Below are 19287 nucleotides of genomic sequence, written 5' to 3'. Positions count from 1 at the left end.
GGTGTTGGGCGTGACCGGTTCCCAGGCCCCGAGTTGGCCGACTGGGCGGTTGTACGAGAGGAGCTGCGGCGTGGACGACGAGGTTCAGCAGCCAGAGGAGTACGAGGTCGGGACGGGCATGCTGTGCGTGTTCGGACGGCAGTTGAAGCTGTTCCGGGAGCGGGCGGGCCTGGACCGCGCGGGGCTCGGGTCCCTGACCGGGTATTCGGCCTCGACAATCGCGTCGTTCGAGCAGGCGAGACGTATTCCGCAGCCCAAGTTCATCGACCAGGCGGATGAAGTGTTGGGCGCGGGTGGAGTGTTGAGCGCGAGCAAGGAGGAGGTGGCTCGGGCTCAGTATCCGGCGTTCTTCCGGGATGCGGCCAAGTTGGAGGCCGAGGCGGTCGAGCTATTCGTGTACGACACCCATGTGGTGAACGGCCTGTTGCAGACAGAGGAGTACACGCGGGCTCTGCTGGGGATGCGGCGTCCACTGCTGGATGAGGCGACTATCGAGCAGCGCGTTGCAGCGAGGCTCGCACGACAGAAGGTCTTCGACAGGTGGCCCGCCCCGTTGCTGAGCTTCGTCATGGAGGAGCCGGTTGTACGGCGACCGCTCGGTGGTGAGCAGGTATGGCGTGGACAGCTTGAGCAGCTGCTCTTGCTCGGACAGAAGCGGAACGTCGAGCTTCAGATGATGCCGCTCGACCGCCAGGACAATGCTGGTGTGGATGGCGCGTTCACCTTGCTGACTCCAAGGCAGGGGCAACAGGTCGGTTACATGGAGGCGCAAGGCCGGAGCACACTGGTTACGGAGCGAGATGCGGTCCAGGCGCTGTCCGCACGCTATGGGATTATCCGAGCGCAGGCTCTCACCCCGAGTGAGTCCCTGGCCTTCATCGAGAAGCTGTTGGGAGAGAGATGAACGCTGAAGCAAAGCGCGGTCCCGAGCCTGCGCTTGTCTGGGTCAAGAGCAGCTACAGCGGCGCCGAGGGCGGCCAGTGCGTTGAAGTCGCCGCTGCCCCCGCCAGAGTCCACATCCGCGACTCCAAGGACACCACCCGCGCCGCACTCGCCGTAGAACCCACGGCGTGGGCCGCGTTCGTCGAGTTCGCGGCACTCTGACGGGACAGGGCCCTCGGCGAGCACTCGCCCGCCGAGGGCCCTGTGTGCAGGTGAAAGTCTCCACCCGCTCTGAGCGGTGATGTCGGAAGTCAGGCCACTGCCGCGGGCACACCGCCGAGGTGCCGGCCGGATCAGGCGAAGAGGAGCGTGGGCTCCGCGAGGATGTCACGCCCAGCTTCGCTCTTGTAGATCAGGTCGATGCTGCCGAAGCGGGCCTGGTCGTAGTCCAGGCCGAGTCCTGCCACCGCCTTCTTCACGGCAGCCTCGGAAGAGCCTTCGATCTCCAGGAAGGTGGGGAGGTCCGGCCAGGTGTCGAAGTCGTAGGTGACACCGTCCAGGTGCCATTCCTCGCGGTAGTTCTGCTGGTAGCGGACCTGCCGCAGGCCGAGCGCCGCGAGGAGTTCCGCGGTTTTGGCCAGGTCGTCGACCTCGATCTCGATCTCGGTGGTCCCGTGGATGTGCGTCGCGTCGGTGACCTGCTTCAGAGTGAGCGTCGTCCTGCCGCCCTCGTCGCGCAACCGCAGCCACTGCTCGCCCTGCACGGCGTCGTTCTCGAAGATCAGGCGCGTGAACATGGTCCTGGGGAAGACCTGTTGCGCCCCGGCAGTGCGCAGAGCGTCGAGGGTGGCCTCCACGTCGATCTCCAGGAACTTCGCTTCGTATTCGTTCTGCGCCATGGTTCTCCTTGTCATGTGACGGTCTGAGCGGTCAGGGCGTGGAACTCCTGCTCGCGCATCGTGCTGATCTCGCTGCACACGGCGCTGTCCAGGAACTCGTCGATGGGCAGACAGAGGTCCATGCGCTGAATGCAGACGCCTACGTGGAAGGTTCCCCTGGGGTCGCGGTAGAGACGGACCCCGTAGTAACCCTCATGGCAGTCGGTCGTGTTGTTGAAGCGGCAGCTCGCGCAGGTCTCGGGCAGGCGCAGGGGCCGAATGTGCTTGACCTTGATCACGCGTCCGCCGGGCAGGGTGTAGGAGATGCGGAATCCGGAGCTTCCAGCGATGACGTGGACTTCCCGAGGCACCGCGCCGAGGCCGCCGAGAAGCTCGTCGATGGCGTCCAGTGACTTGTCCCCGTCGGCCAGCGACGACAGGATCCTCAACGACACCTGCGGAGAGTACCGGTCCAGGAGCCGGTGGACGCGCTCGATGTGGCTGTGGTCCGGGATGACCACGTTCGCGCTCACGCCGACTCCCTCGTCGGTCGCCACCTGGATCGATCGCTCCAGCGCCTCGATCTTCCGCGCTGCCAGGGAAGCCGTCCGGAACCGGACGTTCTGCACCTGCGCCAGCTCCTCGGGTGTGGTGCCGAAGATCGAGAAGTTGACGCGGCCCAGGCCCGCCTTCGCGCACGCGGCGAGGACTCCGGCGCCGTTCTCACCGTTGGAGGTGACGCCCACCTCGTATCCCTCCTCCCTGGCCACGGCGACGATCGCCGCGAGCTTGGGGTGCAGGGTCGGTTCCCCTCCCGTGAGGTGAACCTCCTCGAAGCCCAGGGCGTCACGCAGCCTCGCCAAGGCGGCGCGGAAGGCGTCATCAGGGAACATGGGAGCTGCCACGAAGCGCGCTCCGTTGGTCGCCAGGTAGAGGGAGACCCGTCCCGACCGGCCGACAGCGCCGAATTCGCCGGCGGTCCGAGCGTGGTTGTCGCCGCTGACGGGTGTGCCTTCGTTGTGGCAGAAGGTGCAGGTCATTCCGCAGGCATCGATGACCTTGACCCGGAGTGTGCGGTCCTTCGTGACCCGGACCAGAGCCTGGTTGCCGACGCTTCTCAATGCTCGGTGCTTGAACACGATGTACGGCTCCGTCCTCAGGGTGGCGTCGATGCTGTCCGCGATCGGATGCGGGTCGAGGGGCAGGTTGTCGACGGCTGGAGCCCTGCGTCTGTCGGTCACGATGGTCACAGCGCGTCTCCCTCGGTACCGGAACGCGCGGCGGCTGCGCCGGTTGTTCGGGTACGGAGACGAACGTAGAGCAGTCGTCACTCAAGTCCCCAGGAGATTGCGCGAGTTTGCGGCAACTCGATTGACGGCCCGGAACGGCCCGCAGAGCATCGTCATGTCGCGCAAACCTGAGCAAGGCAGCAGACAGGAGAACGACCATGAAGCTAAGGTTCCTTGGTAAGAACTCCACGGTCGGTGACTGCCCGACCCTGTACGCCACAGACCGGGACACCTACCTTGTCCAGGGCTGGAAGATCTTCGCGAACGACCTGTTGACGCAGCTTGAGATCCCTGAGGGGGAGACGGCGGTGGAGGTCCCCACAGAGCTGTTCGAGCACCTCGTGAAGGACGGCCTGTCGGCCGGGGAGGTCAGGCGCATCGAAGACCCGATCATGATCCTCACGCCGGGCGGTACGTTCGTCGTCCAGGGCCGGGAGGTCACCGACATCGAGGCCCTGGCCCAGATGGAGATTCCGGACTACGAGACCGTGGTCGAGGTCCCCAAGCCCGCGATCACCGCCCTACTGGAGGAACCGCATGGAGCTGATCTCCAGCGCCGAGCGCAACCAGCTCTTTGAAGGCTTCGCACAGGACGCGTTCCATCTGGAGCTGAGGGACGACTACTCCGTCCCCGACGAGGACAGCCCCTTCACGAGCTGGCTCCGCGGCGAGCGCGTCGACTACTCCTACATGGAACCGTGGACGCAACTCATCAGGCGCGTCACCGGGGAAGGGAAGACAGTCCGACGCGTCCGCGTGGTCACCGAGCCCCACACCCCCTACATCCAGTGGGAGCACGCCACCACCGGCCTCAACGAGGAGGCCGGCGAGAAGATCCGCTGGCTGCCCCGACACCACCTGCCCGAGGGCGTCACATTTCCCGTGGAGGGAAACGACTGGTGGCTGTACGACAACCGCCTCCTCGCAGTCGGACACTTCGACTCGGACGGCAGAGTGCTCGGGTCGGAGATCGTCGAGGACCCCGACACCGTGGCCGAGTGCGTGCGCCTGCGGGACCTGCTGTGGGCAGACGCCATTCCCCATCCCGAGTACAAGCCCTGACCGACCCGTGAGCAAGCAGGTGGAAGAGGCGCTGCAGGCGCTCGGTGCCCGGCTGCGTGGCTTCCGTAAGGACGCCGGGTTCACCAGCGGCCGGGCATTCGCCCGTGCCACCTCGTGGCAGGAGTCGAAGGTCTCCCGCATCGAGAACGGCAAGCAGCGCCCCAGCGAGGACGACATGCGCGTCTGGTGCGAGACGACCGGCCGGGGCGAGCAGTTGGGTGACCTGGTCGCGATCGTCCGCCATGTCGACGAGCTGTGGCTCGAATGGCGAAGGCAACTCCAGACGGCGTCGAGAAACGACAGCGCCAGGCGATCCCGGTGTACGCCAGGACCAAGGTCTTCCGCATCTGGCACCCCACGCTCGTCTGGGGAACCCTCCAGACTTCTGAGTACGCTGCCGAAGTCCTCCGACAGGGCATCAGCTACTACGAGATTCCCGATGACGCCGAAGCGGCCGTGGCCAAGCGACTTGAGCGCCAGCAGTACCTGTACAGGGGCGACCGCATCTTCAACGTCCTCCTCGGCGAACAGGCCCTGTACACCAACGTCGGTGGTTCGGAAGTGATGAAGGGGCAACTCGACCGTCTCCTGGCCGTGATGAGACTTCCCCGCCTCAGCCTGGGCATCGTCCCCAAGTCCGCCCCCACCTTCATCTGGCCGGGCAACGCGTTCTCGATGTTCGACAGCCGACTCGTCCTCGTCGAGACCTACTCGGCCGAGCTCTCCGTCACCCAGCCCCGAGAAATCGAGCTGTACACCAAGGCGTTCGCCCTCCTGAAACAGTCAGCGGTCTACGGCACCGCCGTCCGCGGCCTCATCTCCACAGCGATTCAGCACTTCGACCAGATGCCTACGGACTAGGAGAGCGGCCCCATGCAGCCCGTGACCCCGAACTGGCGAACCAGTTCCTACACCGAGACACAGAACTGCGTTGAACTGGCCGACAGCGATCCGAACAAGGTGATGGTCCGGGACACGAAAGCACGCAGTCGGGGAACCGTGACCGTCCTGCGGGGCACCTGGACGATCTTCGTCCAACATGCCAAGCGGACGTAGTGACCCTTCCCGAGTGGCGATCGACCTCGTGAAGCGAGCCGGCCCTCACGCCACCGTCACTCACGTAACGAGGTCTCAACGGAGCTGATTCAAGCGGGTCCTTGCAGCTCGGAGGTACTGTAAGTTCCTGCCATGAAGCAGGGTAAAGAGGTCGAGAACCCCGAGTCGCGTTTCTTCACGGTGCTGCTGGCGGCGGCGAAGTTTCCGGGTGTGCGGATCCACAGGGAGGAGTACCTCCGCAGTGCGCTGGCTCGGCACTGCTCCGAGGACGAGATCCGGCGCGCGATAGAAGAGACTCCCGCTGCCGCGGGCATCACCGTCGAGGTCCTCGACAAGGTCGCCAACGACTCCATCCGCTACGAGACCGCCAAGGTCAGCGCCCTCTCGGCCGCTGCCGGGCTACCCGGCATCCTCGCCCTTCCCGCCACGGTGCCCGCCGACCTGGCCCAGTACGTCGGCCACATGCTGCGCATCGCGCAGAAGCTCGCCTATCTCTACAGCTGGCCCGATCTCTTCGACGGTGAGGGCGATGACGTCGATGACGCGACCAAGGGGGTGCTCACGCTGTTCTTCGGCGTGATGTTCGGCACCCAGTCGGCGAACGCCGCCGTGGGGAAGGTCGCCGGGATGATGTCGAAGCAGGTCGCGAAGAAGCTGCCTCAGAAGGCGCTCACCAAGGGTGTCATCTACCCGATCGTGAAGAAGTCCGCGGCTTACCTCGGCGTTCAGCTGACCAAGCAGTCCTTCGCGAAGGGCGTCTCCAAGGCCATCCCCGTCGTCGGGGCCGTCGTCTCCGGCGGACTCACTCTTTCGACCTACCTTCCGATGGCCAAGAGGCTCAAGAAGCACCTCGCCGGCCTGCCCCTGGCCGACCCGTCGCACCGGGTGACGGAGGACGGGGATGTCGTGGACGGCGAAGTCCTGGAGGACCACGAGACGTTCGCCCCGGCAGACGCTGAACTGCACGCCCCGGACACCACTGCCGTCAAGCTGGAGGACCCCAGGCCCTGACGCCGCGAGTGCCCTCCTGGCTGCCCGTGAGGGCGGCCTTCCGTCTTCGGCTGAGGGTGCGGGTCCGGGTTGGCCGGTGCTATGCCTGCCCGTGATGTGTCTCGTCGCGGGCAGGCGTAGCACCACCACCGCGGTTTCAGAGACCGGCGGGCCGAGTTGATGAGGTTGTGGGCATCGGCCCCGTACACGGCCGACTCGCTGAGTGTCTTCCAGACCTTCTTGTACAAGGCGATGTTGTCGGCGTCGTCCAGCCACAGCTCGACGTGCCAGTCCTCGGCGACGACCAGTCGGTCGTCGAGGGCCCAGAAGCCGTTGGCGGGCACGATCTTGACGGACGCCGTGAAGGGGATGACTCCCAGCTCGACCGTGTCCATACCGATCACGCCGTTGAGGCGGTCGCCCTGTCCGGCTTCCTGCACAATGACGGCTCGTCACGCAGGAAAGCATGCCTGTGTGAATCCGGATCACTGGCCGGAAAACACCCTCTCACGATCCGATCACAGATGTAAGAATGTCTGTTCGATTACCGTCCCGCGCAATGGGGCTGAATCACAGGGGGTGGGAGAGTGGCTGGACGCCGTCCAGGACTCGTAGGTAGAACCGGCGTGGCGTTCGCGTTGGCCGCATCGCTCGCTGTCGCCGGGGGCAACGCACAGGCCGGCACAAGCGCAATACCGATATGTCCGACCACGGATGAGTTATCGGTATACGAATTGCCGACTGGTCTGAACGTGCACACCTGCGATGTGGAGGGTCTCGTCGTCACCTATGACGGCACCGGAATAGAGATGCCGGAGGCCGACACCGCGGTAAGCATCGACATGCTGGCCGAAGACGGTACGGAGCACGGATTCACGCTGATCGTCACCTCGGACGGCAAGGTCTCCTATGACCTGTCCGAGGCCAACACGGAGTCGCCCACCGCAGGCGAGGACCGTGCCGATGTCGTGAGCCCGCGGCTGACGGCGGGTGATCTGACGGAGGAATCGGACTCACCGGTGTCCGAGCCGCCCGCACCCGACGGCCTCGAAGTGGCCGAGGTGGACGCCGCGAGCTCCCCCGGCGAGTGTCAGGACGGCGCCTACTCGACACTGGACCGGAAAGAGTACGGCATCTACAACTGGTACCTGGGGGACGGGGCCTACCCCGCAGGCATGACACGCTCCCAAGCGCTGGAGTACTTCGAAGGCTCGATCGGACGGATCACGGCCAGCACCAACAACTGTGGCCTGACCGACCAGGTACCCGCCAAGAGTCACTACGCGGGTACGACCACGTATGAAGCGGATGTGAGCGCCAAGGGGACGTGCACCGCCCGGGACGGCAAGAGCACGTGGGACGCCGGTGACCTGGCCGCCGGGGCCGTCGCCTCGACATGCGCGTGGACATGGCCCAACCCGGTCGGCAAGAACGACCTCCGGGAAGCGGACGTGAGGTTCAACACCGCGGACTTCGACTTCACGAGGAATCCGACGAGCACCTGCAACGGCAGGTACCACGATGTACTCAACACCGGCACGCACGAGGCCGGTCACGTCTTCGGGCTGGGCCACGTGGGTTCCGGGCACTCGAATCTCACCATGTACACCAAGGCGGACCGCTGCGAGGTGAAGAAGAGGACACTCGGTAAGGGCGACGTCATGGGGCTTCGCAGCATCTATTAGGAGGACTCCGTGAGCTGGGTCGGATCACGTGTGATTGCGGTGGGACTGGCAGCCGTGGCGTTCACCGCGGTCGGGTGTGGATCAAAGGGGTCCGAAGGTGCCGGCGCGAACAGTGAGAGTGTGTGCGCGAGCGACGTCATCTACGAAGGTCGCACGTACATAAGGCTCTCGAATGTCGAGTTCGAGGCCGGACAGAAGCTCGGTACCGCCACGAGTCCGCCGTGCCGTGACACCAATGACGAAGGCGCCGAAGTGCCGGAGACCTCGGAGAACGCCTATGCGGTGAGCGGCATCTCTCCGGACCTGGCCATAGCGATCGGGCCGTCTCCTGAACAGGCGGAAGCCTTCAGGGTCCTCCGCTCCGACAAGAAGATCCCCTCCGAGGTGCAAGAGCTGATCGACGGATCGTGAGGTGGGGTGTGGTCGTGGGCTTCGCCCGGCCGGAATCTGTCGTGACGCGCGCTGACCGATGAGTTGATGTGAAGCCCCGGGGCGAGTGCCCCGGGGCTTTCCGCTCTGCGGCGCATGCCTCTCACCCGCACTCACCGAGGATCTCCCGCATGATCGAGATCTGTTCGGATGTCTTCGCGCCCGTCACAACCGCGCGTGGGCGCTGTACCTCCTGGCCCGCTTCGACGAGGCGGACCAGGAGATCCGGATGGTCTCCGAGGCGTATGAGCGGCGCTCCGGGCCCGAGTACTCCGTCGTGCCGGCCGCCCGGCAGATCCTCTCCCGGACTCGAGCCGCGCATGGGCGCATGGAGGAGGGGGCCGCGCTGATGACCGACGTCGCCGAGCGGTGGGACCGCGGGCTGGGCCCCGAGCGTCCCTTCGCGGTCGCGAGCCGGATTCTGTTGGACGCCTGTTGGTCGGGGCGGCGACAGTCGTAGCAACCCACCGCACGGCCCGGGAGATGGGCACGGGCGGTGCGTGGGTGTATACGGCACCGGTGGAAGGGAGTACCGATGTAGGGTGCTATGCGCAGGCTGTATGGGTGAGGTTCAGTGCGAGGGGGACAAAAAGTGCAGACGACGCGAATCCAGCCGATTTGATTCGTCGAGCGCCGTGAGCGTGGTGTCCGTCCGCTCACCGCACGACCGGATCCCTCCGTGTCGCCGGCTAGGACGGCCGGTCCGCCGCACCGGCCACCCCGTACCCCTGAGTGCCCCGGCCCCCCTCGGAACGGACCGGGGCCTCAGCGGCGGACACCGTACGACACACCGTGTACGAGCAGCAGCACCGATCACCGTCAGGGAGAGCGAGAACCCGCAATGGCCCAGCCGCCCCTCCTCCGCGATGTCATCGACATCAAGGAGTCCATCTCCACCTCGGACTTCGTGCTGTCCCTCGCCGAGGCGACGACCTCCGAGGGCGCCCGGCACGCGCTCAAGGACTACGTCGTCACCGAGCGGCTGCTGGAGAACTTCGACGAGGCGCTGGCCCTCATCAAGTCCGCGCTGGACGGACACCGCTCCAAGGCGGCGTACCTGCACGGCTCGTTCGGTTCCGGTAAGTCGCACTTCATGGCCGTGCTGTACGCGCTGCTCAGCGGCAACCCGGCCGCCCGCTCCCGCACCGAGTTCGACCCGGTGCTGACCAGGCACGATTGGCTGAGCACGGACGGCAAGAAGTTCCTGCTCGTGCCGTACCACATGCTCGGCGCGAAGGCCCTCGAACAGCGGGTGCTCGGCGGGTACGTGCACCACGTCAAGAAGCTGCACCCGGAGGCCCCGACCCCGCAGGTGTACCGGACCGACTCCCTCTTCGCCGACATCCGCGCCATGCGCGCCAACATGGGCGACGAGGCCGTCATCCGCGGCCTGGGCACCAGCGACGCGGACGACGGCGAGGAGGACGAGTGGGGCGAGGGCTTCGCCTGGACCCCGCAGCTCCTCGACACCGCGCTCGCCGCCGAGGAGAACCACGAGGCGGGTGTCCACCTCAACCTCACCAACCCCTCCACCCCGGCCGAGCTGCGTGCCAAGCTCGTCAACGACGCCGGCACCAACCTCCTCCCCGGCTTCACCAAGAACGCCGCCGAGGACGAGCACGGCTTCATCTCCCTGGACGCGGGCCTGTCCGTCATCGCCGAGCACGCCAAGTCGCTCGGCTACGACGGCCTGATCCTGTTCATGGACGAGCTGATCCTGTGGCTGGCCACCCTCATCCACGACCAGAAGTTCGTGGCACGCGAGGCCAGCAAGATCACGAACTTCGTGGAGGGCGGCGACGCCCGCCGCGCCATCCCCGTCGTGTCGTTCATCGCCCGCCAGCGCGACCTGCGCGAACTGGTCGGCGAGGAGGTGTCCGGCGCGGCCGAGTCGTCCATCCAGGACACCCTGAACCTGGCCTCCGGCCGGTTCGACAAGATCACCCTGGAGGACCGAAACCTCCCGCAGATCGCCCACGCCCGCCTCCTCAAGCCCAAGGACGCCGAGGCGGCCCAGCAGGTCGACGCGGCCTTCGAGCAGACCAAGCGGGTCGGCCCCCAGGTCTGGGACACCCTGCTCGGCTCGGAGAAGGGCACCACCGGCGCGGACGCGGAGTCGTTCCGGCTGACGTACCCCTTCTCGCCGGCGTTCATGGACACCCTCGTCCACATCTCGTCCGCGCTGCAGCGCTCCCGCACCGGTCTGAAGCTGATGGGCCAGCTCCTCGCCGACCACCGCGACGAGATCCGCCTCGGCCAGCTCGTCCCCGTCGGCGACCTCTACCCGGTGATCGCGCAGGGCGGCGACAAGCCGTTCACCGACAGCCTGAAGGTCGTCTTCGAGGCCGCCGACAAGCTCTACAAGACCAAGCTGCGGCCCTACCTGCTCAGCTCGTACGACATCACCGAGGACGACGTCGAGCAGTACCGCAACCGGCCCGAGTCCCTCACCGACCCGAAGAAGCTGGGCGGCTGCCGGATGTTCACCGGCGACAACCGGCTCGTGTGCACGCTGCTGCTGTCCGCGCTCGCGCCCAGCGTGCCCGCGCTGTCCGAGCTGACCATCCGGCGGCTCGGCGCGCTCAACCACGGGTCGGTCCTCGCGCCCATCCCGGGCGCCGAGGTCGGCATCATCAAGAACAAGGTCGCCGAATGGGCGGCCCGGTTCCCCGAGATCAAGGAGACCGGCACCGACGCCAACCCCGGCGTCCGCCTCGAACTCTCCGGCGTCGACGTGGACTCCGTCATCGCCAACGCCCAGGTCAACGACAACCCCGGCAACCGCGTCGCCCTCGCCCGCCGCCTGCTCTCCGAGGAACTGGGCGTCGAACACGGCCAGTTGAGCGACCAGCTCGGCTTCACCTGGCGCGGCACCGCCCGCACCGCCGAGATCGTCTTCGGCAACGTCGCCGACGAGGACGAGCTGCCCGACCACGACCTGATGCCGCAGGAGGAGGGCCGCTGGCGCATCGCCATAGACCTCCCCTTCGACGAGGGCGAATGGGGCCCGGTCGAGGACGTCAACCGCATCCGGCGGCTGCGCGAACGCCAGCAGGGCGAACGGTCCCGCACCGTCGCCTGGCTGCCCGCCCACCTGTCCGCGACGCGCTTCGCCGACTTCCGGCGCCTCGTCGTCATCGACAAGGCCCTCGCCGACGAGCACCGCTTCGACACCCAGTACGCCGGCCACCTCAACGCCGACAACCGCAGCCGCGCCAAGGGCCTCCTCGAAACCCAGCGCGAGGCCCTGCTCAAGCAGGTCAAGGGCGCCTTCAAGCAGGCGTACGGACTCGCCCAGAAGCAGGCCGCCGACGTCGTACCCGACTTCGACGACCACCTCGTCGCACTCCCCGACGTCGACGGCCTCACCCTGTCCTTCGGACAGAGCCTCCACGACGGCATCCGGCACGTCGCGGGCAAGCTGCTCGCCCACCAGTACCCGGCCCACCCCGACCTCGACCCCGACGCCACCGGCACCGCCGTCAAGCCCGCCGACACCAAGAAGGTGTTCACCCACGTCCGCGCCGCCGCCGAGGCACGCGACGGACGGATCGAGGTCCCGGCCGCCGACCGCAGGCTCATGCAGCGCATCGCCGGGCCGCTGCGCCTCGGACAGCAGAAGGAGGCGTACTTCGAGCTGTCCCGCTACTGGGCCGACCACTTCCGGCAGCAGGCCAGCTCCCAGGGCGTCACCGGAGATCTGTCCCTGATCACCCTCACCGACTGGACCGACCGGCCCGACCCGCGCGGCCTGCCCGACTTCCTCGCCCGGCTCGTCGTCGCCTCCTTCGCCGAGATGGACGACCGGGTGTGGGTGCGCGGCGGCACCGTCCTCGACCCCGCACCCGAACTGACCGCGATCAAGGACCACGACGCGCTGCGCAGCCAGCCGCTGCCCGCCGAGTCCGACTGGGACACCGCACGGCAGCGCTTCGAGACGGTCTTCGGGGCGAAGCCGCCCGCGCTGCGGCGCGGCCGGATGGTCAACCAGTTCGCCCGCCAGATCATCGAGGCCGCCCGCGACCACCGGGACCACGCGGCCGACCTGGTGCACCAGCTGGAGGCCCACGCCACCTTCCTCGGCCTCGACCAGACCGCCGACACCGGACGGCTCGCCCTCGCCCGCCGCTCCCTGGAACTGCTGGACGCCCTCACGGCGGAGGCCGGCAAGGGCGCGGCCGGGGCGAAGAAGACCGTGGAGGCCCTCGCCTCCTTCGACCTGGGCGAGACCAGCGCCGACCGGTACGGCACCTCCATCAAGAAGGCCCGCGCGGTCGCGGAGGCCGTCGCCTCCGCCCCCTGGAGCACCCTGGAACTCGCCGCCGGGCTCGGCCCCGAGGGCGAGGCGCTGCTCGACTCGCTGCGCAACGTCGCCCGCGACGACCAGCGCACCGCCGACCTGCGCGACGCGCTCGCCCGTACCCAGCGCGAGGTCGTCGCCCTGATCAAGCGCGCCCAGGCCGCCGCCACCCCGCCGCCCGCGCCCGCCGCACCCCAGCCCTCCACGGCAGACGGCCAATCCCTGGACACGCCGACCAGCGACCCGCGCATCCCTTACACCCCGCCGCAGGAGACGCCCTCCCCGGCGAGCGGCGGCGCCGCGCGGAAGTCCGGACGTCGCAGCACGACCGTGTCCCGGGCCGCCGCCGACCTCCAGGCGGAGCTGTCCGAACTGGCCGCCCGCCACCCGAACGCGACCATCGAGATCACCTGGCAGGTCATCGAATGACGGACACCGTCACCGTCGCACCGGGCGCGGTCCGGCTGAACACCGCGACCGTCACCCAGTACCTGTCCTCGCAGTCCTCCCTCGCCGCCTCCCTGACGGGGGCCGGCGAGGGCAGGCGCCGGGCCGTGCTGCTGCGGTCCGCCCCCCAGTGGGACGGCCCCGCCGAACCCGTCTGGGGCGACGGCCGTACGGCCGGTGTCGCGGTGGCGCCGTCCCCGCTCGCCGTCCACGAACTCGTCCTCGACCACCTGGCGGGCCGCCGTCCCGGCCCCGCCGTCCTGGTCGTCCTCACCGACCGCGAGCAGCACGAACTCGATCCGGCGATCCTCGCCCGCGTCCACAAGCTGCGCATCGACACGGTCGACAGCTGGGACGTCGTCCGCGAGGCGTTCGGCGCCCGGCAGATAGACCCCCGGCTCAAGGACGTCAACTGGGCCGCCGAAGCCCTGCTGGACGCCACCCCGCCCGGCGGCTGGTCGGCCGTGCCCGGCGGCTGGCTGTCCCGCCAGTACGCCCTCACCGCGCTCGCCCAGCGCCGCCTGCGTCTGGGCCGCTACGACACCGAGGGCGGCACGCGTCGCCCCGGCGACGACCGGCTCGACGCCCAGGCCCTGCTGCACTGGTCGACCCGGCCCGGCGCCCCCGAACGGCTCCTGGCCCTGCGCGGCCCCGAACGCGCCGGGCTGACCGCCTTCCTCGGAGAGGAGGACCAGGCGGGCCTCGCCGGCCGCGCCCTGCTCGCCCTCGTCGAGGCCGAACGTGGCGCCGACGCCGCTGCCTTCGGCCTGGTGTGCGCGGCGTTGTGGCAGCACGCCGAACCCGCCCCAGAGACGTACCGGGCCCGGGGCCGCGCCGAACGCTACTTCGGTGACCAGCCCCCGGCGACCGGCGACCAGCTCGACACCCTGGTGACCGTCTTCGGACGGGCCGCCGAGGAGTGCGTGACCACCCTGCTGGCGGCCGGACACCGCACCGGCGGCACCGACGCCGACCACGCCCGCGAGGCACGCCGTACCACCGGCATCGTGCTCGACAGGGCATCCACCCTGGCCCGCCAGTTCGGTGCGGGGGAGGCCGTGGCGGCGAGCCCCGTCCTGCGCGGCGGACTCGAGGCCCGGTTCACCGCCGTCGGCCGGGCCCTCGCGGCGGGTGACACGGCCGCGGTGGCGGACGCAGTCCGCCGCCTGGAGGACCACCGGCTCGCCGCCGAGCCGGAGGAGTCCGCCCGCATCGAACGCGCCCGCATGGGCCAGCGCCTCGCCCGCTGGCTGGCCACCGACCCGCCCGTCGACGCCCTCACCGTCGCCGACGCCGTACAGCGGCACGTCGCCGAGACCGGCTGGGCGGACCTCGCCCTGGAGCACATCGAGGCGGGCGGTGACCCGGACCCGGTCCTCAAGGCCGCCTACGACACCCTCGGCACGCGTGTGCGGGACCGACGTCGGCAGATCGACGCGTCCTTCGCCCGCACCCTGGCCGCCTGGACGCAGGCCGGCACCCAGCCCGGCTCCATGCTCACCGTCGAGACCTTCCTCGACCGCGTGGTCGGCCCGGTCGTGCGGCGCACGGCGGAACGGCGGGTGCTGCTGCTCGTGCTCGACGGCATGAGCGCGGCCATCGCCAACGAACTCGGCGAAGAACTGCGCCGCTCCTGGGCCGAGTTCGACCCGCTGCCCGAGGGCGACACCCCGCACCGGCGGGCGATGGCCGCCGCGCTGCCCACCGTGACGGCGGTGTCCCGCACCTCCCTCTTCGCGGGCACCCTGACGAAGGGCACCCAGACCGACGAGAAGCGGCTCTTCCCCGCCCTGAAGCTGTGGGGCGGGGCCCCGGCCGTCGTGTTCCACAAGGACGACCTGCGCACGGAGACCGCGGGCGACACCTTCGGCCCGGCGCTCACGGAGGCGCTCGGCGACGGCAGGACCCATGTCGCCGTCGTCCTCAACGCCATCGACGACCGGCTCGCCAAGGAACAGAAGCTCGGCGACGGCGCCTGGCGGATCGACGACGTGCCCGGCCTGCGCGACCTGCTGCGGGCGGCGGCCACCGAGGGCATGGCGGTCGTCCTCACCAGCGACCACGGCCACGTCGTCGACCGGCACGGCACGAAGGTCGACCCCGCCGCCGACCCCTCCTCCGCCCGCCACCGCCTGCCCGGCGAGGGCCCGCTCGCCGAACGGGAGATCGCCCTCTCCGGACCGCGCGTGGTCTGGCCCGAGCCCGGCGCGTCCGTCGTCGCCCTGTGGGACGCCGACTCCCGCTACACCGCCCTCAAGGCCGGCTACCACGGAGGTGCCTCCCTCGCCGAGGTCACCATCCCGGTGCTCGCTTTCCTGCCGTTCGGCGCGGAACCCCCCAAGGGATGGCGGGAACTGGGTGACCAACGGCCGGCCTGGTGGGCTCCGGAGGAGACCGGGAAGGCACCACTGCCGGACGAGCACGCGGCCCGGCCGGTGACCGCAACGGCTCCCGCTCCCAGGAAACCGACGGCGAAGGCCAAGAAGGACCAGGCAGAAGTCGCCCGGACGCACGAGACGCTCTTCGACGTGGCGCTGACGGCCGGGGGAGACGACGCCCTGCTCACCCCGACCGTCGTCTCCCGCACCGAGACGCTGGTGACGGCGCTGCTCGACTCGGAGACGTACCAGGCGCAGCTCGGCGGACTGGCCCGCAAGCCGCAGCAGGAGCAGGTCCACAAGGCGCTCGCCGCCCTGCTGGACGCGGGCGGCACCCTGCCCGTGACCGCGCTCGCCCAGCGCGCCGGCATGCCCGTCACCCGGGGCGACGGCTTCGCCGCCGTCCTGCGGCAACTCCTCAACTACGACGGCGTACAGGTCCTGGAGACCCTGCCGGACGGCCGCACCCTACGGCTCCACGAGGCGCTGCTGCGCGAGCAGTTCGCCCTCGGAGCGGGCTGACGACACGACTCGGGGTGGGGCGGGGGCGGGGGGCCGGGGCCCCCCCCCGGGGCGGGGGGCGGGGGGGGGCCCCCCCCCCGGGGGGGGGGGGCCGGGCCCCCGCGCCGGCGGGCCCGCCGCCCCCCCGGGCGCCGGGGGGGGGGGGGGGGGGGGGGGGGGGGGGGGGGGGGGGGGGGGGGGGGGGGGGGGGGGGGGGGGGGGGGGGGGGGGGGGGGGCGCCCCCCCCCCCCCCCGACTGGTCCGTCGTCAGACGGCGATCTCACCCGCGTAGGCGGTGAACGCGGCCCACTGCTCCCGGGGAAAGGCCGGCACCGCTTCCGCCTGTGCCTTCGAGTCCCGGACCCGGACGGCGCCGGGCGCGACGACGACCTCTACGCAGTCGCTGCCGTTCGCTCCGTCTGTAACTGCTCTTGAACCAAGCGAGTTCGCCTGCCGATGAACGCGCAGGGGCGGTCTGCGGAAAGCAGGCCGCCCCTGAAGGCGCTACACGTCGCGCTTCACGTGGTTGAGCACGTTCATCCCCGCGCTGAGGACGGCGATGAACGCACCGCCGCTGCTCGTGAGGGTCGCCAACGGGCTGACATCGAACGCCATCGTCGTGACGGCAGTGCCGAGAGAGACCACGCCGGAGACGAGGGTGACGATGGTGATATCACGCGCCGGGTGGTGGCACGCCTGACGGGTCGAGTTGGTCGACACCGATCCTCCATTGACTTGTTGACTCGCTTGCGGGAAAAGGGCACGGGTCACCGAAGTGAGAGCCCCTCCCCGCGACGCGCAGACGAGCTCTACGGAGCCCGCAACCAGCCGGTTGCTGATTGAACTGCGCGCGATAAACGAGTCAAAGAGTCCTCCGAGAAGGCGGATGTCGACCTGCCGATCCCATCTTGCCTCCCAACACCATTGTCGTATAACTCCCTTGAGAGGGATGGCTGAATGTCATCGGTGCATTGTCCCGACTGCGACCTCAGTCTGAGCGATGCCCTAGCCGCAGTCCGGCCCTGCTCTTTTTGAGCATGTGAGGCCGAGGAGAGCGAGAGGATCACTTCTTGGGCTTCTGGAGCTTGGTGGTGGGGATACGCTTCTTGCCCATCTCGATGATCAGGCCGGCGGCCCTGAACGTGAGGTTGAGGGCGACGGTCTCGGGAACCTGCTGGTCGGGGCCGAGGTGTCCAGTGATGTAGTCGCCCATCCGGACATCTGGGTCCAGGCGCTTGAGGACCATGTAAGCGATGGACTCGGCCTCGACCTCGTTGCGCGCGTGGATCTCCTTGGCCTCCTCGTTTGAGAAGGGCCGCGAGTACCGGTCAGGCCAAGTCTCCCCGGGGTCCGCGCCGAGGTGTCCGCAGAACAGGTGGCCGAGCTCGTGGGCGAGCGTGGCGTACCGGTCCAGCAGCGACAGGTTCCGGTTGACCTCGATCTCGAACAACGTCGGGTACGTCTCCGGGGGGTCTCCACGTCTGCTGCCGGGACGCTTGACGGAACCGCCGGACCTGCTGCGGTACGTGCGTCCGCCGGAGGATGCCCCGTGGTCGACCAAGGTGAGCCGGATACCCAGGGGCGCGAGGTTCGCTTCGGTGTGATGCCAGACCTCGAAGACCTCCTTCTCTCCGGCACGAGAGGACACCGACATCGGGGCGGTGATCTCCTTGGGCAGAGGCAGGGCTCCGGGCAGGGCCTCGGTGTCCCCGACGTCGTACACGAGCATGTAGGGCCCACGGGGCTGGAAGATCAACAGCGGTTTGGCACCGGGTTTGAGTACCCGCCGGTACGCCGACTCCCACTCCAAGGAGGACAGGACGTAGCGTGCCCCCGGCTTCTGGATATGGACCACCATCGCGTTGAACGGCGCGTACCGCTTGAACCGGCCGACGAACTCGAGCATCTGCAGGTAGTCCGAGGACGAGCGATAGCGCTGGGCACCGCGGATGAGGTCGTCGATCGAATCCTTGGCCAGGTCTGCCTGGGAGAGCTCAACCTCCTCGTCCCAGGGCAGATCGAGCCCGTGCTGCACGCTCACCGGCTCCTCGTGCTCAAGAGGGATCTCGCGCAGCCGCTTCCAGTCCGTGAGTTGTTTCCCGGCCCAGCCGGGCTCGACCATGTGCGCGAACGACAGCAACCCGGTCACGTGGGCGTCCAGCTCGGCCAGATCCTTGAAGTCCTGGTGACGGCGATGCTGCTCGATGCCGAACGACGCGGCCCCTCGCACATGCTTGGTGATGCGGCGTTTGTACTCGCGCGTCAGACGAGGAGCGGGACCGTCGACGAGAATGCCCAGCACGCTGCGGCGTGCACCGGGGCGGGCCACATAGGTCTTCTTCGCGTTGAGTTTCATGCCCAGCGGTTCCAAGGCCCTCTTCACGTCGGCCACGAGACGGTCGACGTCGTCGTGACGGACGAGTCGACGGCTCGAGAAGTACATGTCGTCGCTGTAGCGGGTATAGCGCAGGCCCAAGGACTCGGCCTGGTAGGTGACGATCTCATCGACGTCGCGCATGACGATGTTCGACAGGTACCCGCTCGTAGGAGCGCCCTGCGGCAGGAACCCCTCGCGGGTGAGCCGGTAGACCGGGCCGGGTCGGCGAACGGAGGACTTCTGTCCTTGGGCCGTCAGATACGCGCTGCGACGCCCGGTGCCACGGTTCGCCCAGGTCTGGGTCGGTCCAGGCGGCGATACGGTGACCAGCCGAGCCGTGATGTACGTGGCCAGGGTGCGGGCGGCATAATGCGGGGTGATCTTCCGCCGGTCGTCGTCCGCCACAATACCGATTCGGCACTCGTGCTCCGTTGGGCACGGCCAAGCATCTTTCAGAGCGGCGTAGACGTGCCGTTCCCTGATACTTCCGAAGAAGTCGGCGATGTCCAGACGGATCACGGTGTGGGCTCGTAGATGGACGGCGGCGCAGTCCACGACAGAGCGACCACGCCGGTAGGCGAACGCTGCCGGGTGCGGCTGGAACCCGGCTGGAAGAGCTTCCAAGCGGGCCAGGATTTCCTGCTGCATCTGGGACAACCGAGGAACCGGGGCGTGCAAGGTCCGCAACCCGCCACGGTGCTTGCGGATCCGGTGCTCGGTGTACGGGTAGATCGAGCCGCTGGCCACCGCTTCGAGGAACTGATCCGAGGTGAGGTCCGTGAAGTCGTCTGCCGCCGTCACCGAACCGCCCCGTCCCTGAGTGTGAGATGCAGTCGGTGGGCCTCACCTTGAGCGCCGTCAGGCAAGCCAGGGGCGGTCCGCTGTATCCCTCCGCCACCCTGTGCAAGCACAGGGACCGGTCTTCGGCACCCGGTGTGATCAGCACCGAGAAGCCTCGGACCTGGGGGCCCATCGCAAGGGATGGGTTCCTGAGACCCGCCGACTGCGTTGAG

16 protein-coding genes and 2 pseudogenes are annotated in these 19287 nt (G+C 68.6%); 12 read left to right on the top strand and 6 right to left on the bottom strand.

Annotated features, from left to right (window positions below; translation table 11 throughout):
• The first annotated feature begins 70 nt into the window (after positions 1 to 70).
• Both ACFY3N_RS14880 and ACFY3N_RS14875 read left to right on the top strand, forming a co-directional pair.
• Positions 71 to 904 (top strand): helix-turn-helix domain-containing protein, encoded by an 834-nt coding sequence (locus tag ACFY3N_RS14880; protein ID WP_390817068.1) that lies wholly within the window; start codon positions 71 to 73, stop codon positions 902 to 904.
• Positions 901 to 1104 (top strand): DUF397 domain-containing protein, encoded by a 204-nt coding sequence (locus tag ACFY3N_RS14875; protein ID WP_390817067.1) that lies wholly within the window; start codon positions 901 to 903, stop codon positions 1102 to 1104. Before ACFY3N_RS14880 ends, ACFY3N_RS14875 begins: the two co-directional genes overlap by 4 nt.
• Positions 1105 to 1235: 131 nt before the next feature.
• Here the strand turns inward: ACFY3N_RS14875 and ACFY3N_RS14870 are convergent, their stop codons facing one another.
• A complete protein-coding gene (locus tag ACFY3N_RS14870; RefSeq protein WP_390817066.1) occupies positions 1236 to 1781 on the bottom strand; it encodes a class IV adenylate cyclase in 546 nt (181 codons plus the stop codon).
• 11 nt (positions 1782 to 1792) lie between these two features.
• Positions 1793 to 3010, bottom strand: a complete 1218-nt coding sequence (locus tag ACFY3N_RS14865; RefSeq protein ID WP_390817065.1) for a radical SAM protein — start codon at positions 3008 to 3010, stop codon at positions 1793 to 1795.
• A 197-nt stretch (positions 3011 to 3207) separates the two neighbouring features.
• Here ACFY3N_RS14865 and ACFY3N_RS14860 point away from each other — a divergent pair, with 197 nt between their 5' ends.
• From ACFY3N_RS14860 to ACFY3N_RS14835, 6 genes and pseudogenes are all read left to right on the top strand, one after another.
• Complete coding sequence (locus ACFY3N_RS14860; protein ID WP_390817064.1) at positions 3208 to 3627, top strand: hypothetical protein; 420 nt, start codon at positions 3208 to 3210, stop codon at positions 3625 to 3627.
• The gene (locus ACFY3N_RS14855; RefSeq protein WP_390817063.1) at positions 3587 to 4111 is read left to right on the top strand and encodes a DUF6879 family protein; all 525 of its coding nucleotides are present in this window, start codon (positions 3587 to 3589) and stop codon (positions 4109 to 4111) included. Before ACFY3N_RS14860 ends, ACFY3N_RS14855 begins: the two co-directional genes overlap by 41 nt.
• 7 nt (positions 4112 to 4118) lie before the next feature.
• Positions 4119 to 4262: pseudogene (locus tag ACFY3N_RS14850) on the top strand (helix-turn-helix domain-containing protein); the annotation flags it as partial.
• Positions 4263 to 4375: 113 nt separating this feature from the next.
• The gene (locus tag ACFY3N_RS14845) at positions 4376 to 4972 is read left to right on the top strand and encodes a DUF5753 domain-containing protein (RefSeq protein ID WP_390817062.1); all 597 of its coding nucleotides are present in this window, start codon (positions 4376 to 4378) and stop codon (positions 4970 to 4972) included.
• A gap of 12 nt (positions 4973 to 4984) precedes the next feature.
• On the top strand, positions 4985 to 5167 hold the full coding sequence (locus tag ACFY3N_RS14840) for a DUF397 domain-containing protein (protein WP_390817061.1): 183 nt from the start codon (positions 4985 to 4987) through the stop codon (positions 5165 to 5167).
• Positions 5168 to 5299: 132 nt separating this feature from the next.
• A complete protein-coding gene (locus ACFY3N_RS14835) occupies positions 5300 to 6178 on the top strand; it encodes a hypothetical protein (protein WP_390817060.1) in 879 nt (292 codons plus the stop codon).
• A gap of 128 nt (positions 6179 to 6306) precedes the next feature.
• Here ACFY3N_RS14835 and ACFY3N_RS14830 read toward each other — a convergent pair.
• A pseudogene (locus ACFY3N_RS14830) lies at positions 6307 to 6588 on the bottom strand (Scr1 family TA system antitoxin-like transcriptional regulator); the annotation flags it as partial.
• A gap of 195 nt (positions 6589 to 6783) precedes the next feature.
• Here ACFY3N_RS14830 and ACFY3N_RS14825 point away from each other — a divergent pair.
• The 4 genes from ACFY3N_RS14825 (at position 6784) to pglZ (ending at position 15918) form a co-directional block, all read left to right on the top strand.
• Entirely contained in the window at positions 6784 to 7842 is a 1059-nt protein-coding gene (locus tag ACFY3N_RS14825) for a peptidase M10 (RefSeq protein WP_390817059.1), read from the top strand.
• 9 nt (positions 7843 to 7851) lie between these two features.
• A complete protein-coding gene (locus ACFY3N_RS14820) occupies positions 7852 to 8253 on the top strand; it encodes a DUF6281 family protein (RefSeq protein WP_390817058.1) in 402 nt (133 codons plus the stop codon).
• Between the two features lie 859 nt (positions 8254 to 9112).
• Positions 9113 to 13000, top strand: a complete 3888-nt coding sequence (locus tag ACFY3N_RS14815; RefSeq protein WP_390817057.1) for a phage resistance protein — start codon at positions 9113 to 9115, stop codon at positions 12998 to 13000.
• Entirely contained in the window at positions 12997 to 15918 is a 2922-nt protein-coding gene (gene pglZ, locus ACFY3N_RS14810) for a BREX-2 system phosphatase PglZ (protein ID WP_390817056.1), read from the top strand. Before ACFY3N_RS14815 ends, pglZ begins: the two co-directional genes overlap by 4 nt.
• Before the next feature lie 246 nt (positions 15919 to 16164).
• Here pglZ and ACFY3N_RS14805 read toward each other — a convergent pair whose 3' ends face one another.
• The 3 genes from ACFY3N_RS14805 to ACFY3N_RS14795 form a co-directional block, all read right to left on the bottom strand.
• Positions 16165 to 16365, bottom strand: coding sequence for a DUF397 domain-containing protein (locus ACFY3N_RS14805; RefSeq protein WP_390817196.1), 201 nt, complete (start codon positions 16363 to 16365; stop codon positions 16165 to 16167).
• 36 nt (positions 16366 to 16401) lie between these two features.
• Entirely contained in the window at positions 16402 to 16617 is a 216-nt protein-coding gene (locus tag ACFY3N_RS14800) for a hypothetical protein (protein WP_390817055.1), read from the bottom strand.
• Positions 16618 to 16960: 343 nt separating this feature from the next.
• Positions 16961 to 19075 carry an RNA-directed DNA polymerase gene (locus ACFY3N_RS14795; RefSeq protein ID WP_390817054.1) on the bottom strand — a complete coding sequence of 705 codons (2115 nt, stop codon included), beginning with the start codon at positions 19073 to 19075 and terminating at the stop codon, positions 16961 to 16963.
• Positions 19076 to 19287 lie beyond the last annotated feature (212 nt).

The organism is Streptomyces sp. NPDC000348 (assembly GCF_042898795.1).
Taxonomy (GTDB): domain Bacteria; phylum Actinomycetota; class Actinomycetes; order Streptomycetales; family Streptomycetaceae; genus Streptomyces.
Note: the sequence above shows the minus strand (reverse complement) of the source record. Positions and strands in the feature narration are given on the sequence as shown.